Source organism: Kitasatospora sp. NPDC059408 (genome assembly GCF_042751525.1).
Lineage (GTDB): Bacteria > Actinomycetota > Actinomycetes > Streptomycetales > Streptomycetaceae > Kitasatospora.
Genome location: NZ_JBHYWI010000030.1, coordinates 73,860 through 96,771, shown reverse-complemented (window position 1 = coordinate 96,771; position 22,912 = coordinate 73,860). Strand labels below are relative to the sequence as shown.

18 protein-coding genes are annotated in these 22,912 nt (G+C 73.1%); 10 read left to right on the top strand and 8 right to left on the bottom strand.

What is annotated here, in order from left to right; genetic code table 11:
- Positions 1-135 precede the first annotated feature (135 nt).
- Both ACFXDE_RS21460 and ACFXDE_RS21455 read right to left on the bottom strand, forming a co-directional pair.
- Positions 136-1,290 carry a glycosyltransferase gene (locus ACFXDE_RS21460; RefSeq protein ID WP_380496440.1) on the bottom strand — a complete coding sequence of 385 codons (1,155 nt, stop codon included), beginning with the start codon at positions 1,288-1,290 and terminating at the stop codon, positions 136-138.
- A 151-nt stretch (positions 1,291-1,441) separates the two neighbouring features.
- Positions 1,442-1,882, bottom strand: coding sequence for an SRPBCC family protein (locus tag ACFXDE_RS21455; protein ID WP_359961043.1), 441 nt, complete (start codon positions 1,880-1,882; stop codon positions 1,442-1,444).
- Between the two features lie 112 nt (positions 1,883-1,994).
- Here ACFXDE_RS21455 and ACFXDE_RS21450 point away from each other — a divergent pair, with 112 nt between their 5' ends.
- Entirely contained in the window at positions 1,995-2,891 is an 897-nt protein-coding gene (locus tag ACFXDE_RS21450) for a HipA family kinase (protein ID WP_380496437.1), read from the top strand.
- On the opposite strand, the gene ACFXDE_RS21445 is transcribed toward ACFXDE_RS21450, so the two are convergent.
- From ACFXDE_RS21445 to ACFXDE_RS21430, 4 genes are all read right to left on the bottom strand, one after another.
- Positions 2,888-3,265, bottom strand: a complete 378-nt coding sequence (locus ACFXDE_RS21445; RefSeq protein ID WP_380496435.1) for a hypothetical protein — start codon at positions 3,263-3,265, stop codon at positions 2,888-2,890. The two genes, ACFXDE_RS21450 and ACFXDE_RS21445, sit on opposite strands and share 4 nt — an antisense overlap.
- Positions 3,266-3,442: 177 nt before the next feature.
- Entirely contained in the window at positions 3,443-4,933 is a 1,491-nt protein-coding gene (locus ACFXDE_RS21440; protein WP_380445116.1) for a S8 family serine peptidase, read from the bottom strand.
- Between the two features lie 220 nt (positions 4,934-5,153).
- The gene (locus tag ACFXDE_RS21435; protein WP_380496433.1) at positions 5,154-6,269 is read right to left on the bottom strand and encodes an amidohydrolase family protein; all 1,116 of its coding nucleotides are present in this window, start codon (positions 6,267-6,269) and stop codon (positions 5,154-5,156) included.
- A gap of 3 nt (positions 6,270-6,272) precedes the next feature.
- Complete coding sequence (locus tag ACFXDE_RS21430) at positions 6,273-7,685, bottom strand: glutamine synthetase (protein ID WP_380496431.1); 1,413 nt, start codon at positions 7,683-7,685, stop codon at positions 6,273-6,275.
- Positions 7,686-8,158: 473 nt separating this feature from the next.
- On the opposite strand from ACFXDE_RS21430, the gene ACFXDE_RS21425 reads away from it, so the two are divergent.
- From ACFXDE_RS21425 to ACFXDE_RS21385, 9 genes are all read left to right on the top strand, one after another.
- On the top strand, positions 8,159-9,934 hold the full coding sequence (locus tag ACFXDE_RS21425; protein ID WP_380496429.1) for a 3-hydroxyacyl-CoA dehydrogenase family protein: 1,776 nt from the start codon (positions 8,159-8,161) through the stop codon (positions 9,932-9,934).
- A 200-nt stretch (positions 9,935-10,134) separates the two neighbouring features.
- Entirely contained in the window at positions 10,135-11,055 is a 921-nt protein-coding gene (locus ACFXDE_RS21420; RefSeq protein WP_380496427.1) for a TetR family transcriptional regulator, read from the top strand.
- Between the two features lie 387 nt (positions 11,056-11,442).
- The gene (gene ccrA / locus ACFXDE_RS21415) at positions 11,443-12,780 is read left to right on the top strand and encodes a crotonyl-CoA carboxylase/reductase (RefSeq protein ID WP_380445121.1); all 1,338 of its coding nucleotides are present in this window, start codon (positions 11,443-11,445) and stop codon (positions 12,778-12,780) included.
- A gap of 10 nt (positions 12,781-12,790) precedes the next feature.
- Entirely contained in the window at positions 12,791-14,821 is a 2,031-nt protein-coding gene (locus ACFXDE_RS21410) for a protein meaA (RefSeq protein WP_380496425.1), read from the top strand.
- 43 nt (positions 14,822-14,864) lie between these two features.
- Positions 14,865-15,827: an HpcH/HpaI aldolase/citrate lyase family protein gene (locus ACFXDE_RS21405; RefSeq protein WP_380445123.1), complete on the top strand. Its 963-nt coding sequence runs from the start codon at positions 14,865-14,867 to the stop codon at positions 15,825-15,827.
- Positions 15,828-15,831: 4 nt separating this feature from the next.
- Positions 15,832-16,335: a MaoC family dehydratase gene (locus ACFXDE_RS21400; RefSeq protein WP_045704019.1), complete on the top strand. Its 504-nt coding sequence runs from the start codon at positions 15,832-15,834 to the stop codon at positions 16,333-16,335.
- Positions 16,336-16,488: 153 nt separating this feature from the next.
- Positions 16,489-17,691 (top strand): acyl-CoA dehydrogenase family protein, encoded by a 1,203-nt coding sequence (locus tag ACFXDE_RS21395; RefSeq protein WP_380445124.1) that lies wholly within the window; start codon positions 16,489-16,491, stop codon positions 17,689-17,691.
- Between the two features lie 479 nt (positions 17,692-18,170).
- Positions 18,171-18,863 carry a phosphatidylserine decarboxylase gene (locus ACFXDE_RS21390; protein WP_329926306.1) on the top strand — a complete coding sequence of 231 codons (693 nt, stop codon included), beginning with the start codon at positions 18,171-18,173 and terminating at the stop codon, positions 18,861-18,863.
- A complete protein-coding gene (locus ACFXDE_RS21385) occupies positions 18,850-19,728 on the top strand; it encodes a CDP-alcohol phosphatidyltransferase family protein (RefSeq protein WP_380445125.1) in 879 nt (292 codons plus the stop codon). Before ACFXDE_RS21390 ends, ACFXDE_RS21385 begins: the two co-directional genes overlap by 14 nt.
- Before the next feature lie 84 nt (positions 19,729-19,812).
- On the opposite strand, the gene ACFXDE_RS21380 is transcribed toward ACFXDE_RS21385, so the two are convergent.
- Positions 19,813-21,135 carry a hypothetical protein gene (locus ACFXDE_RS21380; RefSeq protein WP_380449099.1) on the bottom strand — a complete coding sequence of 441 codons (1,323 nt, stop codon included), beginning with the start codon at positions 21,133-21,135 and terminating at the stop codon, positions 19,813-19,815.
- Between the two features lie 662 nt (positions 21,136-21,797).
- Entirely contained in the window at positions 21,798-22,886 is a 1,089-nt protein-coding gene (locus tag ACFXDE_RS21375) for an alpha/beta hydrolase family protein (RefSeq protein ID WP_380496420.1), read from the bottom strand.
- Between the last annotated feature and the right edge of the window lie 26 nt (positions 22,887-22,912).

Sequence of the window (22,912 nt, the reverse complement as noted above, 5' to 3'; positions counted from 1 at the left end):
GGCCGGAGGATGACTTGCCATTTCATTCCAGCCGCCCATTAATAGGTATTTCTGATTTGACGCCTCGTCCTTATCCGGTTGAGGGTGCGAATACGCCAGTGCCTCGTCAGCGGGCATTCACGGCATGTGAAACGATCAGATCCGCTCTGGGACACGGGTGCGGCGGCGTCCGGCGGCCGGACCGGCACCCAGCAGGTGGCGGTACAGGACGTCCACCTGTTCGACCACCGTGCGGACGTCATGACGGGCGACCACGTGGTCGCGCAGCCCGGCGCCGCGGCGCTCGCACTCGATCGGATCGGACAGCGCTTCGGCCATTCGGGTGGCCAGCGCCGCCGCGTCCTCCGGCGGGACGACGGCCTGCCCGTGCGCGGCGGACGGCAGGCACTCGCGGGCCCCGGACACGTCGGTCAGCAGCACCGGACGGCCCGCGGCCATCGCCTCCAGCGGGGCGAGCGCCATCCCCTCCCAGCGCGAGGGCAGCACCACGAGGTCGGCCGCCGCGAGCCACGGCCGCGGATCCGGCACGTCCCCCACCATCCGCACCCGGGACGGCTCGGCCGACGCCCGCACCGTCCCCGCGAGGGCCTGCTCGTCCGGCCCGCTGCCGACCAGTGCCAGCCGCGCCTGCGGCACCCGGCGGACCACCTCGGGCCAGGCCGCCAGCAGCACGTCCTGCCCCTTCTGCCGGCACAGCCGCCCCACGCAGACGGCCAGCGGGGCGTCCAGGTCCAGGCCGAGCGCGATCCGGGCGGCCCGGCGGTCGGCGGGCGCGTAGTGGCGGACGTCCACGCCGTTGGGCACCACCGCCCAGTCGGCGTGCACCCCCGCGGCGACGCCGTCGGCCCGCTCCTGGACGCTGACGCACAGCAGCCGGTGCGCCCAGCGGGTCGCGAAGCGCTCCCAGCGCAGGGTGGCGGCCGCCAGCGGGCCGTCCACGGCGGCGAAGGACCAGGCGTGCGGCTGGAAGACGGTCGGCACCGCGCCGCGCACGGCCAGCCGGCCGGCCAGCCCGGCCTTGGCACTGTGCAGGTGGACCACGTCGGGCGCGGCGGCCCGGACGATCCGGCGCAGCCGCCAGGCCTCCTTGGCCGTCCCCGGCCCGGGCGAGCGCTCGGCGGGCCAGTCCTGGACCAGCGCGCCCACGGCGGCGGCCTCCTCGGCCAGCCGGCCGCCGCGCGGACAGGCCACCAGCACCCGGTGGCCGGCCTCCCGCTGGCCCCGGACCAGATCGACGACGACGCGGGCCACCCCGCCGTCCACCGGCTGCGAAATGTGAAGGATCGTCATATGCACGGCGGCGAGCCTAGGGTGGCATCGCCGTGCCGGACGGCCCCCGTCACCCGCAGGTGGCGGGCCGTCCACCCGTACGGCTCGCGGCTCGTACGGGTGGTCGGACCCCTCGAAATCCCGGGCGATTTCCCGGGCCCCCCGGGGTGGTTCAGCGCACCTCGGCGGCCAGGTTCGCGAGCACCTCGTCGTGGATGCGGTTCAGGCCCTTCGGGGCGAAGGTGCGCTCGAAGAAGCCGCCGATGCCGCCGGCGCCCTGCCAGGTCGCCGAGACCGTCACCTTCGACCGGCCCTCGCCCGCCGCCGAGACGGTCCAGGTGATCACCATGCTGGAGTTGGCGTCCTTCTCCACCAGCTGGTCCGGCTTCGGGGCCGAGACCGTGAACAGGCAGTCCCGCACGCGCTTCTCGGTGGCCTGGAGCTTCCAGTGCACCTGGGTGCCGGCCCCGGTGCCGCCGGCCCGGACCTCGTACTCGCTGTACTGCGCGGGCAGCAGCTTCGGGCGGGTCACCTGGTAGTCGGCCAGCGCCTCGTACACCCGCTCCGGGGCGGCGTCGTAGACCCGCTCGGTGGTGGCCAGCACCTGTCCCATGACCTGTACTCCTCGTGTGGTGGTTCCGATCTCAGCGGCAAGCCAACCACAGGGCCGCGGACCGGGCCTTCCGGGGCTCGCGCCCGGACGCGGAGGCCGTAGGGTGGCGGATGTGCTCGAACTGGTGACAGCAGTGCGCTACGTGGACCCGCTGCGGGCCGGCGGCTCCGTGCCCGGCGTCGTGGAGACCGACGACCTCGGCACCTACGTCGTGAAGTTCACCGGCGCCGCGCAGGGGCGCAAGGCGCTGGTCGCCGAGGTGATCGTCGGCGAGCTCGCGCGGCGGCTCGGCCTGCGCGTGCCGGAGCTGCGGCTGGTGGACTTCGACCCGGCGGTCGCCGCGGACGAACCGGACACCGAGATCCAGGACATGCTCAGGGCCAGCGCCGGACTCAACCTCGGGATGGACCTGCTGCCCGGCGCGCGCGACTACCGGCCCGGACTGGTCCCCGTCGGCTCCGCCGAGGCCGGCCGGGTGGTCTGGCTGGACGCCCTCACCGGCAACGTCGACCGCACCGTGCACAACCCCAACCTCGTGGTCTGGCACGGGCGGCTCTGGCTCATCGACAACGGCGCCGCGCTGATCTTCCACCACCGCTGGTCCAGCGCGGAGGCGGCCGTCGGCAAGCGCTACGACCTCAGCGCGCACGCGCTCGGCGGCTGCGCCCCGGACGTCCGGCTGGCCGACGAGGACCTGGGGCCGCTGGTGACCGTCGGGCTGCTGGAGGAGGTGCTGGCGCTCGTCCCGGACGAATGGCTGGCCGACGAGCCCGGGTTCGACTCGGTGGACGCGGTGCGGCACGCGTACGTCACGCACCTGGCCGCCCGCGCGGTGCTGTCCGCCGAGTGGCTGCCGGAGGGCTTCGCCACGCCCGAGCAGCTGCGCGAGGCCGAGCGGCGGCGGGCCGCCCGGACGAGGGCCGGCCGCCCGGCCTGGCTCCAGGAGGTGCCGGACCTGCACGGCAAGCCGTCGGTCGAGACGGTGTGGGAACACCACTTCGAGAGTTAACGCACCGCGGGGTGGATCCAGTCGAGGTACTCGATCGTGGTGCCGGCCAGCAGGCCGCCCATGAGCAGGGCGAAGACCGCGGCGCCGTTCCTCCGGCGGACCTTCGCGGGGATCAGGGCCGCGCCGAGGCCCGCCACGAGCAGGCCGGTGAGCGGGCCGGCCGCGAGCATCGCGATCAGCCCCGCCACCGCGCCGACGGAGGCACCGGCCGCGAGCCCCATCACGCCGCACATCAGGCCGACGACCACGAACTGCGCCAGCATCGGGCCCGCGGCGAGGAGTTCGGCCCCGCCCAGGACGAACCAGGGCCAGCTACGCCCGCCGCCGGCCGACCGGGCCGGGACCGCGTTCCAACCGGTGTCGGTGTGTGCCATGCCGCTCAACTCCCCTGATGCTTCCGTTCGGTACGGATCCATCCTGGCGAGCGGGCCACCGGCGGACCTGAGTACGGGTACTCAAAAACGACCGGGGAGCGGGACCCAGTGGGCCCGCTCCCCGGTGCTCAAGTGCTCAGGTGCTCAGATGCTCGGCTGTTCCACGCGGTCGGCGCGTCAGCGCCACCACTGGACCGCCTTCTCGGCGTTGATGATGCCCGCGCCGTAGAAGCCGTTGTCGTTCTCGTCGCCCTCGCAGGTCGCCTTCCACTGGCCGGCGCCGCCCGGGTTGAAGTCCCCGGTCGGGCAGGCGTGCGACTCGGCCTGGTTGGTCAGCAGCTCGGTCAGCTCCTCGGGGCTGGCCCACGGGAAGGTGCTGGCGAGCAGCGCGACGACACCGGTGACGTGCGGGGTGGCCATCGACGTGCCCTGCATGTAGCCGTACTTGTTGCCCGGGATGGTGGACAGGATCCGGCCGTCCTTGTCCGGGGTGTCCGGGATCTGGTAGCGGCGGTCGCCACCCGGCGCGGCGACGGTCACGACGCCCTTGCCGTAGCTGGAGTAGTACGACTTCTCGCCCTTGACGCCGACGGCGGAGACGGCGACGACGCCCGGCAGCTCGGTCGGCAGCGACAGGCAGTCGTTGGTGACCGGGCGGGTGCCCGGGGTGGTGTCGTCCGGGCTGGAGACGTCGGTGGTCTTGTGGGCCAGGTCGATGTTCTCGTTACCGGCCGCGGCCACGTTGAGGACGCCCTTGCGCTGCGAGAACGCGACCGCCTTGCGGACGGCGGCGGTGATCGCCTCCTGGTCCTTGTCGTTCGGGCAGTTGAACATCCACGGGTCGACGTAGTAGCTGTTGTTGGTCACCTTGAAGCCGTGCTCGCCGGCCCACACGAAGCCGCAGACCGCGTTCTCCGGGTAGATGAAGCCGCCGTCGTCGACGACCTTGACCGCCGCCAGCTTCACGTTCGGCGCGATGCCGACGATGCCCTTGCCGTTCTTGGCGGCGGCGATGGTGCCGGCCACGTGGGTGCCGTGGTCGCTGGTGGTCGGCTGCCAGGCCTTCCAGTCGGTGTTCGGCTTGCCGTCGACGCAGGAGACCGACTGCGAGGCGTCCACGTTGGGGGCCAGGTCCTCGTGGGTGGCGTCGATGCCCGAGTCCAGCACGCCGACGGTCACGTTGCGGCTGCCGAGCGAGATCTTGTGCGCCTTGTCGACGCCGATCTGGCGCATGTCCCACTGGTTGGCCTCGTACGGCTCCTGACCGGCGGCGGGGGCCGCGGCGGGCTCGGCGGCGACGTCGGCCTTGCCCTGGTCGGCGGCGAGGATGCCCTTGGTGCGGCTCGCGCCGACCGAGTCGACGCCCTTGACCTGGCGCAGCTTCTCGGCGAACGCGGTGTCGTTCGAGCGGGCGACCACGACGCCGATCTGCTCGTAGGAGTACACCACCGTGCCGCCCAGGGTGGTGATCGCCTTCTCCACCTTCTGCACCTGGCCGTGGTTGGCCTTGGTGTTGACCACGTAGCTCAGCAGCGGGCCGGTGGTCGAGCCGGCCGCGGGCGCGGGCGCCGCGACGGCGGTACCGGCCGGGAGCGCGAGGGCGCCCGCCGTGGCGAGCACGAGGCCCACCGCCGCGTACCGGGTCCGGCTGATCCGAGAAACACGCATAGGGGTAGACCCTCCCGAGTCGTCATGCAACAGCTGCGGCAGCAGGTGCGATGGAGTGATCGGGACGCTAATGAATATTTACTAAGAAAAGCAAGAGGTAGTCATCTAATCGTCACAACTAGACCAACAGCGGAGCCCAGGAGTCCGCAGGTCAACCGGCAAACAGTCGGTCATAGTGTTAAAAAGTGATGGTCCACGGGCCGGTTGGGACGCCTACCACCTAAAGGGTGTACAACCGGCGAGCATTGTCCGCGGCGACCATCCGGGCCAGCCGCTCCGCGTCGGCCGCCGAGCAGGCGCCGGCGGCCCGCCACTCCGCGAGCAACTCGCCCAGCCCGTAACGGAACTGGGCGGCGCCGACCAGGTACAGCTCGGGCAGGCCGTACGCGTCGGTGGAGAACAGCAGCTTGCCGAACGGTGCCAGCTCCAGCATCTCGCCGAGCACCGCCGCCACCCGGGGGCCGGTGTACGAAGCCGTCAGACCGAGGTCGGCGTACACCGTGGGGAAGGCCTGCGCGAGGAACGCGGCCTGCCGGTGGTACGGGTAGCAGTGCAGCAGCACGAGCGGGACGCCGCTCGGCTCGGCGGCGCGGACGAAGGGGGTGAGCAGGGCCGGGTCGGCCAGGTGCAGGGTGAGGTCGGGATCGCCGAAGCCGGTGTGGAGCTGGATCGGCCGGCCGAGCTCGGCGCACACGTCGACGGCCGTCCACAGCAGGTGGTGCAGGAGCACCGGGTCCGTCAGCCGGCCGCGCCCGGCGCGCTGCCAGGCCCCCGCCGCGGCCACCACGGCGGCCCGGGCGGGCCGTTCGGGCGGGACCGCGAGGCCGTGCCGGTAGGCGATGACGGACTTGACGGCGACGGCCCCGGCGGCGGCCCCGGCCAGGGCGTCGCGGACGGCCTTCGGCCAGCCCCCGGCCGTCGCGGGCACCGCCTCGGCGACCGTCTCCAGCCGGATCACCTCGCGCACCCGGACCCGGGCGGCCTCGGCGAACTCGCCGAGCGGGAGCAGCGGGCGGCCCGCGGCGGCGGTGAGCCCGGTGTCGATCAGGCAGGTGTCGAGCGCGGCGGCGGCCAGCAGTCGGCCGGTGGCCTCGGCGGCCCCCAACTCCCTTCTGCGGGCGAGGTATTCGTCGGCCGGCGCGTGGGCGGGCAGGCCGAGCGCGGGCGGGCACCAGCGCCGGACGGCGAGGCCGAGGGCGCTGTCGAAGGGCGTGGTGCCGGGCGCGGGCGGGCGGTCCGACTCGGTGAGCAGCCCGGCCAGGGCGTCGTCCGGGAGGTCGGCCGCCACCACGCTGTGGCAGTGGTGGTCGACCAGCGCGGGGACGTCGAGGAGCACCGGTCAGTACCGCCAGCGGGTGGCGGCCACCATGCGTTCGGGGGTGGTGTCGGCGTACTGCTCGGCCTCGGCCCGGCGGACCGCGAGCACCGCCTGGTAGAGCGGTTCGCCGAGGGCCTCGCGGAGCACCGCCGAGCGCTCGTAGGCGGCGATCGACTCGGCCGGGCGGGCCGGCAGCCGGGGCACCGTGCCGGGCGCGGCGGCGGCCGGATCGCCGGTGAACTCCGGCGGCAGGGCGAGGCGCTGCTCCATGCCGGCGAGTCCGGCGGCGAGCACGGCGCCGACCGCGAGGTAGGGGTTGGCGCTGGCGTCGAAGCACTTGACCTCGGCGTTGGCCGCGGCGGAGCGCTCCCCCGCCGAGCCGGTGACCAGGCGCAGCGCGGCCTCGCGGTTCTCCAGGCCCCAGCACTGGTAGGCGCCGGCCCAGTGCGAGGGCACGAGCCGCAGGTACCCGGCGGGGCTGGAGCAGCCGAGCACGAGCAGCTCGGGCAGCGCGGCGAGCACGCCGGCCAGGAAGCCCTCGGCCTCGGCGGTCAGGCCGTGCGGGCCGGAGCCGCCGCGGCCGAGGTTGCGGCCCTCCCGCCAGAGGCTCAGGTGGAGGTGGCCGCCGTTGCCGACCGTGCCGGCCTCGACCACGGGCGCGAAGGAGACCCGCAGGCCGTGCCGGTTGGAGACGGCGCGGATGGTGTGCCGGACCAGGACCGCGGTGTCGGCGGCGGCGACCGGGCCCTCGGGGGCGACGGAGACCTCGAACTGGCCCGGCGCGTACTCGGGGTGGATCTGCAGGACGTCGAGCCCCTGCTCGCCGAGGGCGCGCAGGACGTCCCGCAGGTAGTCGGAGAGGTCGGTGAGGCGGTGCATCCCGTACGCGGGGCCGTGGGTGGGGTACTGCGGCTCGTCCGCCGGGGCACCGGCGAGGGCGGCCACCCACTCGACCTCGATGCCGGCCTTGAGGCCGATGCCGCGCGCGGCGGCCGTGGCCTCCATCCGGCGGGCGAACAGCCGCTGGCAGCCGGGGTGCGGGGTGCCGGCCTGGGTGTGCCGGTCCCCCGGGGCCCAGGCCCAGCCGGGCTGGGCGGCGAGCGGGACGACCCGGTCGAGGTCGGGGTACAGGCGCAGGTCCCCGGTGGGGCCGCCGATGATCGGGCTGGTCGTGATGGCGTCGTCGGCGAGGAACACGTCGAAGCAGGGGGCGGCGCCGACGCCCCACTGGGCGGCGTGCACGAGGCCGCCGAGCGGCACGGCCTTGACCCGGGTGATGCCGGCGTTGTCCACCCAGGTGACGGCGACCGCCTCGACCCCGGCCGCGCGGAGCCGGTCGGCGGCGGCCTCGGCCTGCCGGGCGCGCTCGGCGCGCGGGGGCAGTTCGACGGCGGCGTGGGCGTCCACGGCGACGGCGACGGTGTCAGCAGTCATGCCTTCATGCTGCCCCTCGGGGTGGGTCCGCGTAACTCCTCGATCGGGTGGTTGGAACGGACGCGCGTCCTCCCGTTCACCCGTTCGGGGTGGGGCGGTTTTGCCGCCGTCCGCCCTCTTCCTACTGGGCAGTAGCTTCGCTACAGTGGCCGCACGCACCACCGTCGGGCTTCGGGAGCCGCACCGACGGGTGCCGTGCGTCCTTCACCGGCCGGTGCCGCGAACCGCGGCGGGCCGGGTTTCCCTCCTCGCGTCAGCGCCGCTCCGTTCACCTCCGAGCGCCTGAGCACGACGGCACACCCGCAGTTCGGCCGGAGCGGACCGGCCGCTGCGCGGGTGGGCCGCACCCGTCATCCCTCCAGCCCCCGCGCGCGGACCCTCCTCCGGCGGGCTGCCGCCCCCTGCGTACGCACGGGCGCGGCGGCACGTCCGCCGGAGCGCGCGCGGGCCCTTCATGACTAGGAGTCAGGACCATGCAGCGTCCCTTCCCCACGGTCGCCGTGGTCGGCCTCGGCACGATGGGTGCCGGCGTCGCGGTGGCGGTCGCCAAGAGCGGCCGCCGGGTGATCGGCATCGAGGCCACCGAGGACTCGGCCGCCCGGGCCCTGGCCCGGATCGAGGAGGCCACCGCGCACGCCGTCGAGCGCGCGCGGATCACCGCCGAGGAGCGCGCGGCCCTGCTCGCGCAGATCTCCGTCGGCCACGAACTCTCCGCCGCCGCGGACGCCGACCTCGTGATCGAGGAGGTGCCCGAGCAGCTGGAGCTCAAGCGTGAGGTCTTCGCCGAGCTGGACCGGATCTGCCCGCCGGAGACGGTGCTCGCCACCGGCACCACCGCGCTGTCGGTGACCCGGATCGCCGCCGCGACCGCCCGCCCGGACCGGGTGCTCGGCCTGCACTTCTTCAACCCGGTCCACACCATGAAGCTGGTCGAGGTGGTCCGCACGGTGCTGACCGCCCCGCAGGTCGCCGAGGACGCCGCCGGGTTCGCCCGGGACCTCGGCAAGGAGCCGGTCGCGGCCGGCGACCGGGCCGGTTTCGTGGTGAACGGCCTGCTGTTCGCGTACCTGAACCAGGCCGCCGCGATGTACGAGTCCAAGTACGCCTCGCGCGAGGACATCGACGCCGCGATGCGGCTCGGCTGCGGCCTGCCGATGGGCCCGCTGGCACTGCTCGACCTGATCGGCGTGGACACCGCGCGGACCGTCCTGGAGGCGATGTACGAGCAGTCCAGGGACCGCCTGCACGCGCCCGCGCCGATCCTCGGCCAGCTGGTGTCGGCCGGTCTGCTGGGCCGCAAGTCCGGCCGGGGCTTCTACGCCTACGAGGCGCCGGGCTCCTCCAGGGCCGTGGACGCGGCCACCGGCCCGGCGCGGCCGAAGGTGGCGGGCCGCGAGGTGCGGACGGTCGGCGTGTGCGGCTCGGGCACGATGGCGACCGGCATCGCCGAGGTGTTCGCCAAGTCCGGGTACGCCGTGCTGCTGGCCGCGCGCAGCCAGGAGAAGGCGGACCGGGCCAAGGCGCAGCTGGCGAAGTCGCTGGAGCGCTCGGTGGCGAAGGGCCGGATGGGCGCCGAGCAGCGGGACGCGGCGCTGGCGCTGGTGACGCCGGTCGGGCAGTACGCGGAGCTGGCCGAGGTCGACCTGGTGGTCGAGGCGGTGGCCGAGGACCTGGCGGTCAAGCGGGAGCTGTTCGCGGCCCTGGACAAGATCGTCCGGCCGGGCGCGGTGCTCGCCACCACCACCTCCTCGCTGCCGGTGATCAGCTGCGCGACCGCCACCTCGCGGCCGCAGGACGTCGTCGGCATGCACTTCTTCAACCCGGCGCCGGCGATGAAGCTGGTCGAGGTGGTCTCCACCGTGCTGACCGCGCCGGACGTCACCGCGACCGTCCTGGACCTGTGCGCCAAGGTGCGCAAGCACCCGGTGGAGTGCGGGGACCGGGCCGGCTTCATCGTCAACGCGCTGCTCTTCCCCTACCTGAACGACGCGGTGCGGATGCTCCAGGAGCACTACGCGACGGTGGACGACATCGACACCGCGATGAAGCTCGGCTGCGGCTACCCGATGGGCCCGTTCGAGCTGCTGGACGTGGTCGGCCTGGACGTCTCGCTGACCATCGAGCAGGTGCTGCACCAGGAGTTCCGCGAGCCGGGCCTGGCCGCCGCGCCGCTGCTGGAGCACCTGGTGGCGGCGGGCTGCCTGGGCCGCAAGACCGGCCGCGGGTTCCGCGACCACGCGCGCCGGTGACCGTGCCGCAGCCCGGCGGCGCCGCTCCCCGCGGGGCGGCGCCGGCCGGGAGCGCGCCGACGGCCGGGCAGCCGCGCTCGGCCTGGAACCCCGGGACGGTGTCGGCCCGCTGGCCGCGCCCGGCCGTGACCGGCCCGGTCTCGCCGGTCCGCCGGGGAAGGGCCGCCGGGGCGCAGCCGGGGCCGTGTAGCGTTCCGGACATGGATCGGGTTCAGTCAGCCACCCCGCAGCAGTCCGCCGCACCGCGCGCCGCCGACCGGCCGGCCACGTCGGCCGGGGGCACCGGCCCGGACGCCGGCCCGGGCAGCCGCCGGGCCGCGGCGCAGCGCCTGCAGATGCGCCAGGACCTGGCCACGGCCGCGATGGACCTGTTCGCCTCGCAGGGTTACGAGGAGACCACCGTCGACCAGATCGCGGCGGCGGCCGGGGTCGCCCGGCGCACCTTCTTCCGGTACTTCCGGTCGAAGGAGGAGGCGATCTTCCCGGACCACGACGACACGCTCGTCCGGGTCGCGGACCTGCTGGCCAGCGCCGAGCCCGAGGAGCACCCGCTCGACGTGGTCTGCCGGGGCATCAAGGAGGTGCTGCGGATGTACGCCTCCACCCCGGGGGTGTCGGTGGCGCGGTACCAGCTGATCCGCCAGGTGCCGGCGCTGCGCGAGCGGGAGATCGCCGTGGTGGCCCGGTACGAGCGGCTGTTCACCCGGTACCTGCTGGGCCGCTTCGACACCGGCGAGGACATCCCTTCGGGCTGGCAGCGCGGCGGCGAGGACGACTCGATGCTGGCCGAGGTGTCGGCGGCGGCCGTGGTCGCGGCGCACAACCACGTGCTGCGGCGCTGGCTGCGGGCCGGCGGCCGGGGAGACGTGGAGGCGCAGCTGGACCACTCCTTCGAGGTGATCCGGCGGACCTTCTGGGCGTCCAGCGCGCCCGGTGCCAGGCGCCGCGGGTCCCTGGTGGCACCCGGTGCCAGTGGGGCGCCCGGGGACGTGCTCGCCGAGAGCGCACTGAGTGCCAGCCCCGGAGGTGAGGTACTCATCACAGTCGCCCGGACGGACGCTCCGCTGGACGTCGTGGTGGACAGCATCCGGGCCGCACTGAGCGGCTCCGGGCACATCTGACGGGAGCATTTCCGCAGGTCACGGAGGAAACGAAGGTCAAAAAGGGCCCGCGCCGAGGAATCGGCGGCGGGCCCTTTTCGTCCCCGTTCGGGTGTCCATGACAGCCGCCGGAAGTCGGCCAAATTCCTGACACCCGGTGTCTTTACGGCTGGCACAGGGTGCCACTACGTTGTTACTCACCAGTCGCGGCGCCGCGGCTCCCCACCTCGGCGCGCCGTCGTCCGGTGTTCCCACACCCCGGGAGCAGAGCGAGTACCACCCGGCCCACGGCCGGGCCGACCAGCCTGACCCCGCCCACCACCCACCACAGCGAAGCCGGTGTCCGCTCCCGGCCTTCCCCAGACGCCCTGTGCGCCCTCACACAGGTACGCCTCCGGAGGCAGAGCCATGCAGCAAATCCTCGACGCGATCCTCAGCAACGACGCCACGGCGGAGGACTTCGCAGCGATCCAGCTCCCCGAGTCCTACCGGGCGGTCACGCTCCACAAGGACGAGGAGCAGATGTTCGCCGGCCTCGACAGCCGCGACAAGGACCCCCGCAAGTCCCTCCACCTCGACGACGTCGCCCTGCCCGAACTGGGCCCGGGCGAGGCCCTCGTCGCCGTCATGGCCAGCGCGGTCAACTACAACACCGTGTGGAGCTCGATCTTCGAGCCGGTCTCCACCTTCGGCTTCCTGGAGCGCTACGGCCGGCTGTCGCCGCTCACCAAGCGCCACGACCTGCCGTACCACGTCCTCGGCTCCGACCTGGCCGGTGTCGTCCTGCGCACCGGTGCCGGCGTCAACGCCTGGAAGCCCGGCGACGAGGTCGTCGCCCACTGCCTCTCGGTCGAGCTGGAGTCCCCGGACGGCCACAACGACACGATGATGGACCCGGAGCAGCGCATCTGGGGCTTCGAGACCAACTTCGGCGGCCTGGCCCAGCTGGCCCTGGTGAAGACCAACCAGCTGCTGCCCAAGCCCAAGCACCTCACCTGGGAGGAGGCCGCCTCCCCCGGTCTGGTCAACTCCACCGCCTACCGCCAGCTGGTCTCGCGCAACGGCGCCGGCATGAAGCAGGGCGACAACGTGCTGATCTGGGGCGCCAGCGGCGGCCTCGGCTCGTACGCCACCCAGTACGCGCTGGCCGGCGGCGCCACCCCGATCTGCGTGGTCTCCAGCCCGCAGAAGGCCGAGATCTGCCGCGCCATGGGCGCCGAGGCGATCATCGACCGCTCGGCGGAGGGCTACCGGTTCTGGAAGGACGAGCAGAACCAGGACCCGCGCGAGTGGAAGCGCCTGGGCTCGAAGATCCGCGAGTTCACCGGCGGCGAGGACGTCGACATCGTCTTCGAGCACCCGGGCCGGGAGACCTTCGGCGCCTCGGTGTACGTCACCCGCAAGGGCGGCACCATCGTCACCTGCGCCTCCACCTCCGGCTACATGCACCAGTACGACAACCGCTACCTGTGGATGTCGCTCAAGCGGATCGTCGGCTCGCACTTCGCCAACTACCGCGAGGCCTACGAGGCCAACCGCCTGGTCGCCAAGGGCAAGATCCACCCGACCCTGTCGAAGGTCTACTCCCTGGAGGAGACCGGCCAGGCCTCCCTCGACGTGCACCACAACAAGCACCAGGGCAAGGTCGGCGTGCTGTGCCTGGCCCCCGAGGAGGGCCTGGGCGTGCGCGACGCGGAGTTCCGCGCCACGCACCTCGACGCGATCAACCGCTTCCGAAACGTCTGAGGCCGATCCGATGACCGAGCCGCAGAAGCGCGACCGGCCCTGGCTGATGCGCACCTACGCCGGACACTCCACCGCGAGCGACTCCAACGCGCTCTACCGGCGGAACCTGGCGAAGGGCCAGACCGGCCTCTCCGTCGCCTTCGACCTGCCGACCCAGACCGGCTACGACTCCGACCACATCCTCGCCCGCGGCGAGGTCGGCCGGGTCGGCGTGCCGGTGGGCCACGTCGGCGACATGCGCACCCTGTTCGACGGCATCCCGCTCGAACAGACCAACACCTCGATGACGATCAACGCCACCGCGATGTGGCTGCTGGCGCTCTACCAGGTGGTCGCCGAGGAGCAGGGCGCCGACGTCGCCAAGCTCACCGGCACCACCCAGAACGACATCGTCAAGGAGTACCTGTCGCGCGGGACGCACGTCTTCCCGCCCGGCCCGTCGGTGCGCCTGATCACCGACATGATCGCCTACACGGTCGGCAACATCCCCAAGTGGAACCCGATCAACATCTGCAGCTACCACCTGCAGGAGGCCGGGGCCACGCCCGTCCAGGAGATCGCCTACGCGATGTGCACCGCCATCTCGGTGCTCGACGCGGTGCGCGACTCCGGGCAGGTGCCGGCCGAGCGCATGGGCGACGTGGTCGCGCGGATCTCCTTCTTCGTGAACGCGGGCGTGCGCTTCGTCGAGGAGATGTGCAAGATGCGCGCCTTCGCCCGGCTGTGGGAGAAGGTCACGCGCGAGCGCTACGGCGTCGAGGACCCCAAGCAGCGCCGGTTCCGCTACGGCGTGCAGGTCAACTCGCTGGGCCTGACCGAGGCGCAGCCGGAGAACAACGTCCAGCGGATCGTGCTGGAGATGCTCGCCGTCACGCTCTCCAAGGACGCCCGCGCCCGGGCCGTCCAGCTCCCGGCCTGGAACGAGGCGCTGGGCCTGCCCCGGCCGTGGGACCAGCAGTGGTCGCTGCGGATCCAGCAGGTGCTCGCCTACGAGTCCGACCTGCTGGAGTACGGGGACATCTTCAACGGCTCCGAGGTCATCGAGGCCAAGACGGCCGAACTGCTGGCCGGCGCCGAGGCGGAGATCGCCAAGGTGCTGGAGATGGGCGGGGTGATTCCGGCCGTCGAGTCCGGCTACCTGAAGTCCAACCTGGTCTCCTCGCACGCCGCCCGCCGGGCCCGGATCGAGTCCGGCGAGGACAAGATCGTCGGCGTCAACTGCTTCGACACCACCGAGGAGAGCCCGCTCACGGCCGACCTCGACACCGCGATCATGGTCGTCGACCCGGCCTCCGAGCAGTCCGTCCTCGCCGCCCTGGAGGCCTGGCGCGGACAGCGCGACGAGGCCGCCGCCCAGGAGGCGCTGGCGGAGCTCAAGGCCGTCGCCGCCACCGACGCCAACCTGATGCCGGCCACGCTCGCCTGCGCCCGGGCCGGCGTCACCACCGGGGAGTGGTCCTTCGCCCTGCGCGAGGTCTTCGGCGAGTACCGCGCCCCCACCGGCGTCGGCGGCGCCCCGGTCGCGGTCGCGGCCGAGCCCGGCGGCGAACTGGCCGCCGTGCGCGCCGCCGTGGCCGCCACCGCCGAGGAGCTGGGCGCCGGCAAGCTGCGCCTGCTGGTCGGCAAGCCCGGCCTGGACGGGCACTCCAACGGCGCCGAGCAGATCGCCGTCCGGGCCCGCGACGCCGGGTTCGAGGTGGTCTACCAGGGCATCCGGCTCACGCCGGAGCAGATCGTCTCCGCGGCCGTCGCGGAGGACGTCCACTGCGTGGGCCTGTCGATCCTCTCCGGCGCGCACTCCGAGCTCGTGCCCGACGTGCTGCGGCGCCTGCGGCGGGCCGGGGTGGAGGATGTCCCGGTGATCGTGGGTGGCATCATCCCGGCAGCGGACGGCGAGGCCCTCAAGGCCGCCGGCGTCGCCGCCGTGTTCACCCCGAAGGACTTCGGCATCACGACCATCATCGGCCGGATCGTGGACGAGATCCGGCTGGCCAACAAGCTCCAGCCGTGGACGCCCGCACCGGCCCCGGCCACGAACTGACCAGCTGACCAGCTGACCACTGGGAAGGAACAGAACCACCCTCATGACCACTGTCAACCGCCTGCGCCCGCGCCGCTCCTGCCTCGCCGTGCCCGGCAGCAACCCGCGCTTCCTGGAGAAGGCCCAGGGCCTGCCCGCCGACCAGGTCTTCCTCGACCTGGAGGACGCGTGCGCCCCGCTGGTCAAGGAGAGCGCCCGCCACACCATCGTCGATGCCCTCAACAACGGCGACTGGGGCGGCAAGACCCGCGTCGTGCGCGTCAACGACTGGACCACCCACTGGACCTACCGCGACGTGATCACCGTCGTCGAGGGCGCCGGCCCCAACCTCGACTGCATCATGCTGCCGAAGGTCCAGGACGCCGAGCAGGTCAAGGCGCTCGACCTCCTCCTCACCCAGATCGAGAAGACCATGGGCTTCGAGGTCGGGAAGATCGGCATCGAGGCACAGATCGAGAACGCCAAGGGCCTGATCAACGTCGACGCCATCGCCGAGGCCTCGCCCCGGCTGGAGACCATCATCTTCGGCCCCGCCGACTTCATGGCCTCGATCAACATGAAGTCCCTGGTGGTCGGCGAGCAGCCCTCCGGCTACAACGCCGACGCCTACCACTACATCCTGATGCGCATCCTGATGGCCGCCCGCGCCAACGACCTCCAGGCGATCGACGGCCCGTACCTGCAGATCCGCAACCAGGAGGGCTACCGCGAGGTCGCCGGGCGCTCCGCCGCCCTCGGCTTCGACGGCAAGTGGGTGCTGCACCCCGACCAGGTCGCCGCCGCGAACGAGATCTACTCGCCCTCGCAGGAGGACTACGACCACGCCGAGCTGATCCTCGACGCCTACGACTACTGCACCTCCGCGGCGGGCGGCGCCAAGGGCTCGGCGATGCTCGGCGACGAGATGATCGACGAGGCCAGCCGCAAGATGGCCCTGGTCATCTCCGGCAAGGGCCGGGCCGCCGGCATGGAGCGCACCACCAAGTTCGAGATCCCGGAGGCGTAGCACCATGCAGTTCGGACGCACCTACGAGGAGTTCGAGGTCGGCGCGGTCTACAAGCACTGGCCCGGGAAGACCGTCACCGAGTACGACGACCACCTGTTCTGTCTGCTCACCATGAACCACCACCCGCTCCACATGGACACCAACTACGCGGAGAAGACGACCGACTTCGGGAAGAACGTCGTCGTGGGCAACTACATCTACTCGCTGCTGCTCGGCATGTCCGTCCCGGACGTCTCGGGCAAGGCGATCGCCAACCTGGAGATCGAGTCGCTGCGGCACGTCGCGCCGACCTTCCACGGCGACACGATCTACGGCGAGACCACCGTCCTCGACAAGTGGCCCTCCAAGTCCAAGGACGACCGGGGCATCGTCTACGTCGAGACCAAGGGGTACAAGCAGGACGGCACGGTCGTCTGCATCTTCCGCCGCAAGGTGATGGTGCCGACCGAGACGTACATCAAGGAGCGCGGCGGCGAGCAGCCCGGCCGTCCCACCCCTCTTTCCTGAACCGCTTTTCCCCTCCCAATGCCCCGGAGGGGCAGGCCGCCGTCATCGGCCGACCCCCACCCGGAACGGGGGCCCTGCTGCCGCAGCCACGCCGGCAGGGCCCCCGGCAATCCCCCCCCCCCCCGACTTTTCACGACAAATCGGAGCCGCACGATGGGACGCCTCGCACAGACCGACGGCCTCACCGAGATCCAGCGGGACATCCTCGCCACCGTGCGGGATTTCGTCGACAAGGAGATCATTCCGGTCGCGACCGAGCTGGAGCACAAGGACGAGTACCCGACCGCCATCGTCGAGGGGATGAAGCAGCTCGGCCTCTTCGGCCTCACCATCCCCGAGGAGTACGGCGGCCTCGGCGAGTCGCTGCTCACCTACGCCCTCGTGGTGGAGGAGATCGCCCGCGGCTGGATGTCCGTCTCCGGCATCGTCAACACGCACTTCATCGTGGCGCACATGATCAACGCCCACGGCACGCAGGAGCAGAAGGACTACTTCCTGCCGAAGATGGCGGCCGGCGAGATCCGGGGCGCGTTCTCGATGTCCGAGCCCGGCCTCGGCTCCGACGTCTCGGCCATCTCCACCAAGGGCGTCAAGGACGGCGACTTCTACGTCCTCAACGGCCAGAAGATGTGGCTCACCAACGGCGGCACCTCCACCCTCGTCGCGGTCCTGTGCAAGACCGACGAGGGCGGCAGCAGCCCGTACAAGAACATGACCACCTTCCTGATCGAGAAGACGGCCGGATTCGGCCCGAACCCGACCGTCCCCGGCCTCACCGTGCCCGGGAAGATCGAGAAGATGGGCTACAAGGGCGTCGACACGACCGAGCTGGTCCTCCAGGACGTCCGGATCCCGGCCGACCGGATCCTCGGCGGCGTCCCCGGCCGCGGCTTCTACCAGATGATGGACGGCGTCGAGGTCGGCCGCGTCAACGTCGCCGCCCGCGGCTGCGGGGTCGCCCGCCGCGCCTTCGAGCTCGGCATCTCCTACGCCCAGCAGCGCTCGACCTTCGGCAAGAAGATCGCCGAGCACCAGGCGATCCAGTTCAAGCTCGCCGAGATGGCCACCAAGGTCGAGGCCGCCCACCAGATGATGGTCATGGCCGCCCGCAAGAAGGACAGCGGCGAGCGCAACGACCTCGAAGCCGGCATGGCCAAGTACCTCGCCTCCGAGTACTGCAAGGAGGTCGTCGAGGACGCGTTCCGCATCCACGGCGGCTACGGCTTCTCCAAGGAGTACGAGATCGAGCGCCTCTACCGCGAGGCCCCGATGCTGCTCATCGGTGAAGGAACTGCGGAGATCCAGAAGATGATCGTCGGACGCCGGCTCCTGGAGGAGTACCGGATCGCCGAGTGACCTCCGGGCCACCCCGGCTCGACGGGTGGCCCCCGGAACAGCCGGCCGACGGGCGTGCGGGCCCGTCCCGGCATCCCGCCGTGCCACGACGGCCCCGGCCTGGTCCGCCTGGGGTCCGGCACGGCCCCGGAAGCGGCCGCAGGGCGTAGAGCTGCAGCTACGCGCCCCGCGGCCGCTTCCGCACGCCGTCGCGGCGCCGTCCCGGGGCGTCCGGGAGCGGATGGCGCGGACGCGGCGTTCCCCCGGCGCACCCGCTGAGACAAGAGTCACCAGGCCCGTCCGGGCCCTTGGGAACCGGACGGGGCCGAGCTACGGTCGTATGAGTAGGCGTGACCTCGCGCCTGCGGAACGAGCAGGCGGGTTGCCCACCCACCGTGTGCTCCCGATAGCATCCACCGGGACAGCAGCCGTCCCTCTCTTACCCGATCCCGCGGTGGCCCCCGTCCAGCGGCCATGATCCCCCGCGACAAAGGTCTTCGATGCCCATCAGCCCGTCCCCTCACACCTCCGTCACGGACCGCGATGCCCTCGCAGCCACGACGGCCGGTCGGCGACCCCGCGTGACCATCGCGCGCGGAGCCACCCCCTGGTTCGTCCCCACCCTCGCCACGGCCGCCGTGACCACCGCCCTCACCCGGCGCAGCGGCAAGTGGGCCCTGGCGGCGGTACCCGCCTGCGCGCTCGGCGCGGGCATGCTGTGGTTCTTCCGCGACCCCGAGCGTGAGATCGGCACGGGCAGAGTGATCTCCCCCGCCGACGGCGTGGTGCAGAGCATCGACGCCTGGCCGGACGGCCGCACCCGGGTCGCCATCTTCATGAGCCCGCTCAACGTCCACGTCAACCGCGCGCCGCTGCCCGGCACGGTGACGTCGGTCGAGCACGTCGCGGGCGGGTTCGTGCCCGCGTTCAACAAGGACAGCGACCAGAACGAGCGGGTCGTCTGGCACTTCGACACCGAGCTCGGCGACATCGAGATGGTGCAGATCGCGGGGGCCGTGGCCCGCCGCATCGTGCCCTACGTCGACGCCGGCACCAAGGTCGCCCAGGGCGACCGGATCGGCCTGATCCGGTTCGGGTCCCGGGTCGACACCTACCTGCCGGCCGGCGTCGAGGTCGGCGTCGAGGTCGGCCAGAAGACCACAGCCGGGGTGACACGCCTTGACCGTGACTGATCCTGAGACCATCGTCGGCCTGGACGACGAGGAGACGGCGCTGCGCCGTCGCCGCTGGGCACGCGACCGCGAGCTCCGCGCGCCGCGCTCGCCGCAGCACCTGTCCACCGCCGACTTCCTGACCCTGGGGAACGCCGTCTGCGGCTTCCTGGCGATCTACTCGATCACCACCGGGGTCCTGATCCCGCACATCACCAACCCGGACGTCGCTCCGGACCGGCACAGCGCCGCCACCGCGGTGACGCTGCTGCTGATCGGCTCGATGTGCGACCTCTTCGACGGCCTGGTGGCGCGCAAGCTGCGCTCCTCCGCCCTGGGCGCCGAACTCGACAACCTGGCCGACCTGATCAGCTTCGGCATCGCGCCGGCCTACTTCGTCGCGGTCTGGGGCATGGTCTCGCAGGGCTCCAACCGGCCGCTGTCCGCGCTGATCGCGCTGACGGTGCTGCTCGCGGTGGTCCTGCGGCTGGCCCGCTTCTCGGCCGTGAAGATGCGGCCCGGGGTGTTCCAGGGCATGCCCTGCCCGATGGGCGCCATGACGGTCATCGCGATCGTGCTGCTCGACCCGCCGTTCCTGCCCGGTCTGGTCGCCATCTTCGGCGCCGCGTACCTGATGGTCAGCCGGATCGAGTACCCGAAGCCGCAGGGCCTGCTGGCCACCGCCACGCTGTGCTGGATCGTGGTCTCCATCGGCTGCCTGGCCGCGTGGGCCACCGGCCTGCCGGGCGGCGACCTGCTCCTGCACGTCGGCGCCTTCGCCCAGATCGCGCTCGCGGCCATGGCGCCGCTGCTGGTCATCCGGCGCAAGGTCGGCCAGAAGGTCGGCGACGTCCGCGCCCGGCGGGCGGAGTCGCGGCTCGGCTGAGCCTCCCGCGTACGAAGCGCTATGACGAAGGGGCCCGGATCCACTGCGGATCCGGGCCCCTTCGTCATACGCGCTTCCGGGCGCTCACGCCCCGCCGGTGTGGACGCTGAACGCCGAGCGACGGGCCGCCCGGGCCACGCCCGGGTCCGGGTGCACGCCCGACACCGCCGTCAGCACCGAGGCCGCCCGCGGGTGCCCCGACTGCCGGGCCCGGGCGAACAGCCGCACCGGGTCGCCCGCCGAGGCGCCCTCCACGTGGCCGACCAGCAGCTCGGTCTCGCCGTGGTCCAGCACCGCGGCCGCCGTGTCCACCCAGAGCCAGGCCGCGTCCTCGGCGCCCAGCACATCGGCCGGGGACACGCCCTCGTCCGACTGCTCCGCGAGCCACAGCAGCGCGTACGGGCGCAGCACCGGCTCGTCCACGGCCGCGCGCACCGCCTGCTCGGCCGTGCCCCCGGCCACCCGCAGCGCCTCGAAGGCCAGGCCGCGCACGAGCGCGTCGTCGCCCTGGGCGGCGTCCAGCAGCTCCGCCACGGCACGGTCCGCCGGGCGGGCCGCCACCCAGGCGCGGTACTCGGCCCGGGCCGGGCCCGGCGAGTAGTCGGCGCAGGCGTTCAGCAGCTCGTAGGCGCTCTGCTCGATGTGGCCGGCCGCGGTCTGGGCGACCGTGCAGATCTCCTCCAGCTTCGCCCGCACCGCCCAGTGCCCGAGCGGCGACAGCTCGGCGGCGTCGTTCCTGCGCACGACGGCGCCGACGGCCGCGAGGCCGTCCAGCATCCAGTCCAGGACGGCGGCGACGTCCGCGGGCGCGGCCGGGGTGTCGATCTGCGGCTCGCGGCAGGTGCCGCGGACCGCCGACACGGCGGAGGCGGCGTGCGGCACGGGCGACAGGCCCACGCCCCCGCTGCCGCCGACCCGGCGCTCGTCCAGGCCGCGGCGCAGCAGCTCCAGGAGCTCGCTGTCGGCGACCGGGCCGGCCACCAGGTGCAGGAAGGAGAGCAGCTGCGGGGCCTGGTCCACGGCCTGGCCGGCCAGCACCGTGAAGACGCCGCGCAGGGCGGCCGGCGGGACCGGCGCGAGCAGCGTCCAGGCGTCGAACAGCGCGGACCAGCCGCGCACCACGGCCTCGTCGTCGTGCTCCCAGGCGTGCAGCCGCCAGCCCGGCCCGGCGCCGCCGTCGCGGGCCTCGACCAGGCCGACCAGCAGCGCCTGGCCCCAGGCCTTGGCCGCGGCGCCGACCGTCATGGCCAGCGCGCGGCCCGCCGCGCGGGCGTCCTCGGGGAGCAGTTCGCCCCGCTTGTCGACCTCGCCGAGCTCCCCCGCCCAGCGGGCGATCCGGACGGCGTCCACCAGCATCCGGCGGGCCAGCGGAGCCAGCTCGGCGGGGGCGGGGAAGCCGTCCGGCACGGGGACCCGGCCGCGGCCGGGGGCGGGTGCGGGGCCTCGTCGGCGGGGTACGCCGCCCCCGCCCGGCCTGGCCCCGACGGGCCGGTGGGCCGTACCGGGGAGGCGGGTCACCGTCGCACCGGTACCGATCGTCGGTGGGAGCGGGGCATCACGGTCGCGCGGGTTCCGAGACGTCACGTCGAGCAGTCTTCCCCTTGTACCGGCCTTCTGTCACATCCGGTTGGTTGTACGGGCGGGCGGGTTGTGGCAGCACCTCCGCAAGATCGGGCAACAGCGGCAAACCGCCTGGCCGGAATCGTGTGGCGGGCTCATGCCAGGCCCGTTTGCGGTGGTCACGGGGGGTGTTCGAACGGATACGGAAAGGGCTGCGGCGAGGGGCGAATGGCCGACTCTCGCGGTGTCGCCGACGGATGGAGGCGGGAATGCGCGCACCGGGCACGCCCGCCGGGAGTGCTCCGGGTGGATGCGGATCGGCCAGGTCGGCGAGCGCGGGACCGGTGGCGGAAATCGACCGCGCCGACTTCCCGTTCCGGCGGAATCGGCTTCCGGTTCCCGGGTGGCGCGCGATGACGGGTGGGGGGAATTGCAAGAACGGAGGAGGCGGGGACCGGACCGGGGAATGACCGGCCGGAATGCCCCGGATTAACGGCAGCCGGTCCGGATCAGAGGAGGGGGGTGAGCCAGCGCCGGAGGAGTTCCGAGTAGTGCGCGGGGTCGGAGTTCCAGAGGGCGGTGTGGTCCGCACCCGGGAAGGCCCGGAGGCTGACGACGTCGGGACGGGCCGTGGCGAGGTGCCGGGCGGCGCGGAACGGCGCGATCGGGTCGTCCGGGCTGTGCAGGACGAGGGTCGGCACGCGCAGGTCGGCGCCCTCGGCGAGGCGCGCGAAGTCGGCCAGGTCGACCCCGGTGCGGCCCTCCGCGGCCAGCGCGCCGAGCTCGGCGACCGGCCTGGAGTAGCCGGCCCGGACCGCGTCGCGGCGGGCGGTGGCGGGCAGGTCGAGCACCGGCGAGTCCAGGACGATCCCGGCGATCGCCCCCGCCCAGGCCGAACGGGCCGCGGCGTGCAGGCACATCGTGGCGCCCACCGACCAGCCGTAGAGGATCACCCGGCCGGCGCCGCTGTCGAGGGCGAGCCGCACGGCCGACTCCACGTCGCGCCACTCGCTCTCGCCGAAGTGGCCGAGCCCGTCCGGCGAGGCGGGGGCGCCCTGGTCGCCGCGGTAGGTGACGGCGAGGGCGGGCAGCGCCAGGCGCTGGAGGACGGGCAGCACGGGGAGCGTCTGGGCGCGGTCGGCGCCGGGACCGTGCACGAGGACCACCCAGGTGCCGCGCTTGCCGTCGAGGCGCCAGGCGGGCATCGCGCCCAGCTCGCCGGCGACGGCGGTCTCGGTGAACGGGAGGCCGAGGGAGGTCGTCGGGTCGCCGAGGTGCACGCGCGGGGTGAAGCGGACCTCGGTGCCGGGCGTCAGGGTGCCCCGGTCGGCGCGGACCAGGCGGCGGGTGACGCCCTGTTCGTCGCTGTGCAGGATGTCGTCGACGACGGCGTGGCCGTCGCCGTCCCACTCCAGCGCCCAGCGGCCGGGGTGGAGGGCCGCGGGCGTCCGGTTGAAGGTGATCCGGCCGGCGGCGAGGCTCTGCACCAGGACGGGGCCGGACTCCAGCACGACGGTCTCCGGCCGCACGAGCCGCTCGGACGCCCGCCGGCCGACGACCAGCACGGCGACCCCGGTGCCGACGGCGGCTGCCGCCACGGCGGCTGCGGTTCCCCAACGCATAT

Excerpts from the sequence above, each read along its gene's own strand:
- ACFXDE_RS21460 (WP_380496440.1), bottom strand. The coding sequence starts at position 1,290 with ATGACGATCCTTCACATTTCGCAGCCGGTGGACGGCGGGGTGGCCCGC.
- ACFXDE_RS21405 (WP_380445123.1), top strand. The coding sequence starts at position 14,865 with ATGACCACTGTCAACCGCCTGCGCCCGCGCCGCTCCTGCCTCGCCGTG.
- ACFXDE_RS21445 (WP_380496435.1), bottom strand. The coding sequence starts at position 3,265 with ATGGCACACACCGACACCGGTTGGAACGCGGTCCCGGCCCGGTCGGCC.
- ACFXDE_RS21395 (WP_380445124.1), top strand. The coding sequence starts at position 16,489 with ATGGGACGCCTCGCACAGACCGACGGCCTCACCGAGATCCAGCGGGAC.
- ACFXDE_RS21430 (WP_380496431.1), bottom strand. The coding sequence starts at position 7,685 with ATGACTGCTGACACCGTCGCCGTCGCCGTGGACGCCCACGCCGCCGTC.
- ACFXDE_RS21420 (WP_380496427.1), top strand. The coding sequence starts at position 10,135 with ATGGATCGGGTTCAGTCAGCCACCCCGCAGCAGTCCGCCGCACCGCGC.
- ACFXDE_RS21425 (WP_380496429.1), top strand. The coding sequence starts at position 8,159 with ATGCAGCGTCCCTTCCCCACGGTCGCCGTGGTCGGCCTCGGCACGATG.
- ACFXDE_RS21390 (WP_329926306.1), top strand. The coding sequence starts at position 18,171 with ATGCCCATCAGCCCGTCCCCTCACACCTCCGTCACGGACCGCGATGCC.
- ACFXDE_RS21410 (WP_380496425.1), top strand. The coding sequence starts at position 12,791 with ATGACCGAGCCGCAGAAGCGCGACCGGCCCTGGCTGATGCGCACCTAC.
- ACFXDE_RS21455 (WP_359961043.1), bottom strand. The coding sequence starts at position 1,882 with ATGGGACAGGTGCTGGCCACCACCGAGCGGGTCTACGACGCCGCCCCG.
- ACFXDE_RS21400 (WP_045704019.1), top strand. The coding sequence starts at position 15,832 with ATGCAGTTCGGACGCACCTACGAGGAGTTCGAGGTCGGCGCGGTCTAC.
- ccrA (WP_380445121.1), top strand. The coding sequence starts at position 11,443 with ATGCAGCAAATCCTCGACGCGATCCTCAGCAACGACGCCACGGCGGAG.
- ACFXDE_RS21440 (WP_380445116.1), bottom strand. The coding sequence starts at position 4,933 with ATGCGTGTTTCTCGGATCAGCCGGACCCGGTACGCGGCGGTGGGCCTC.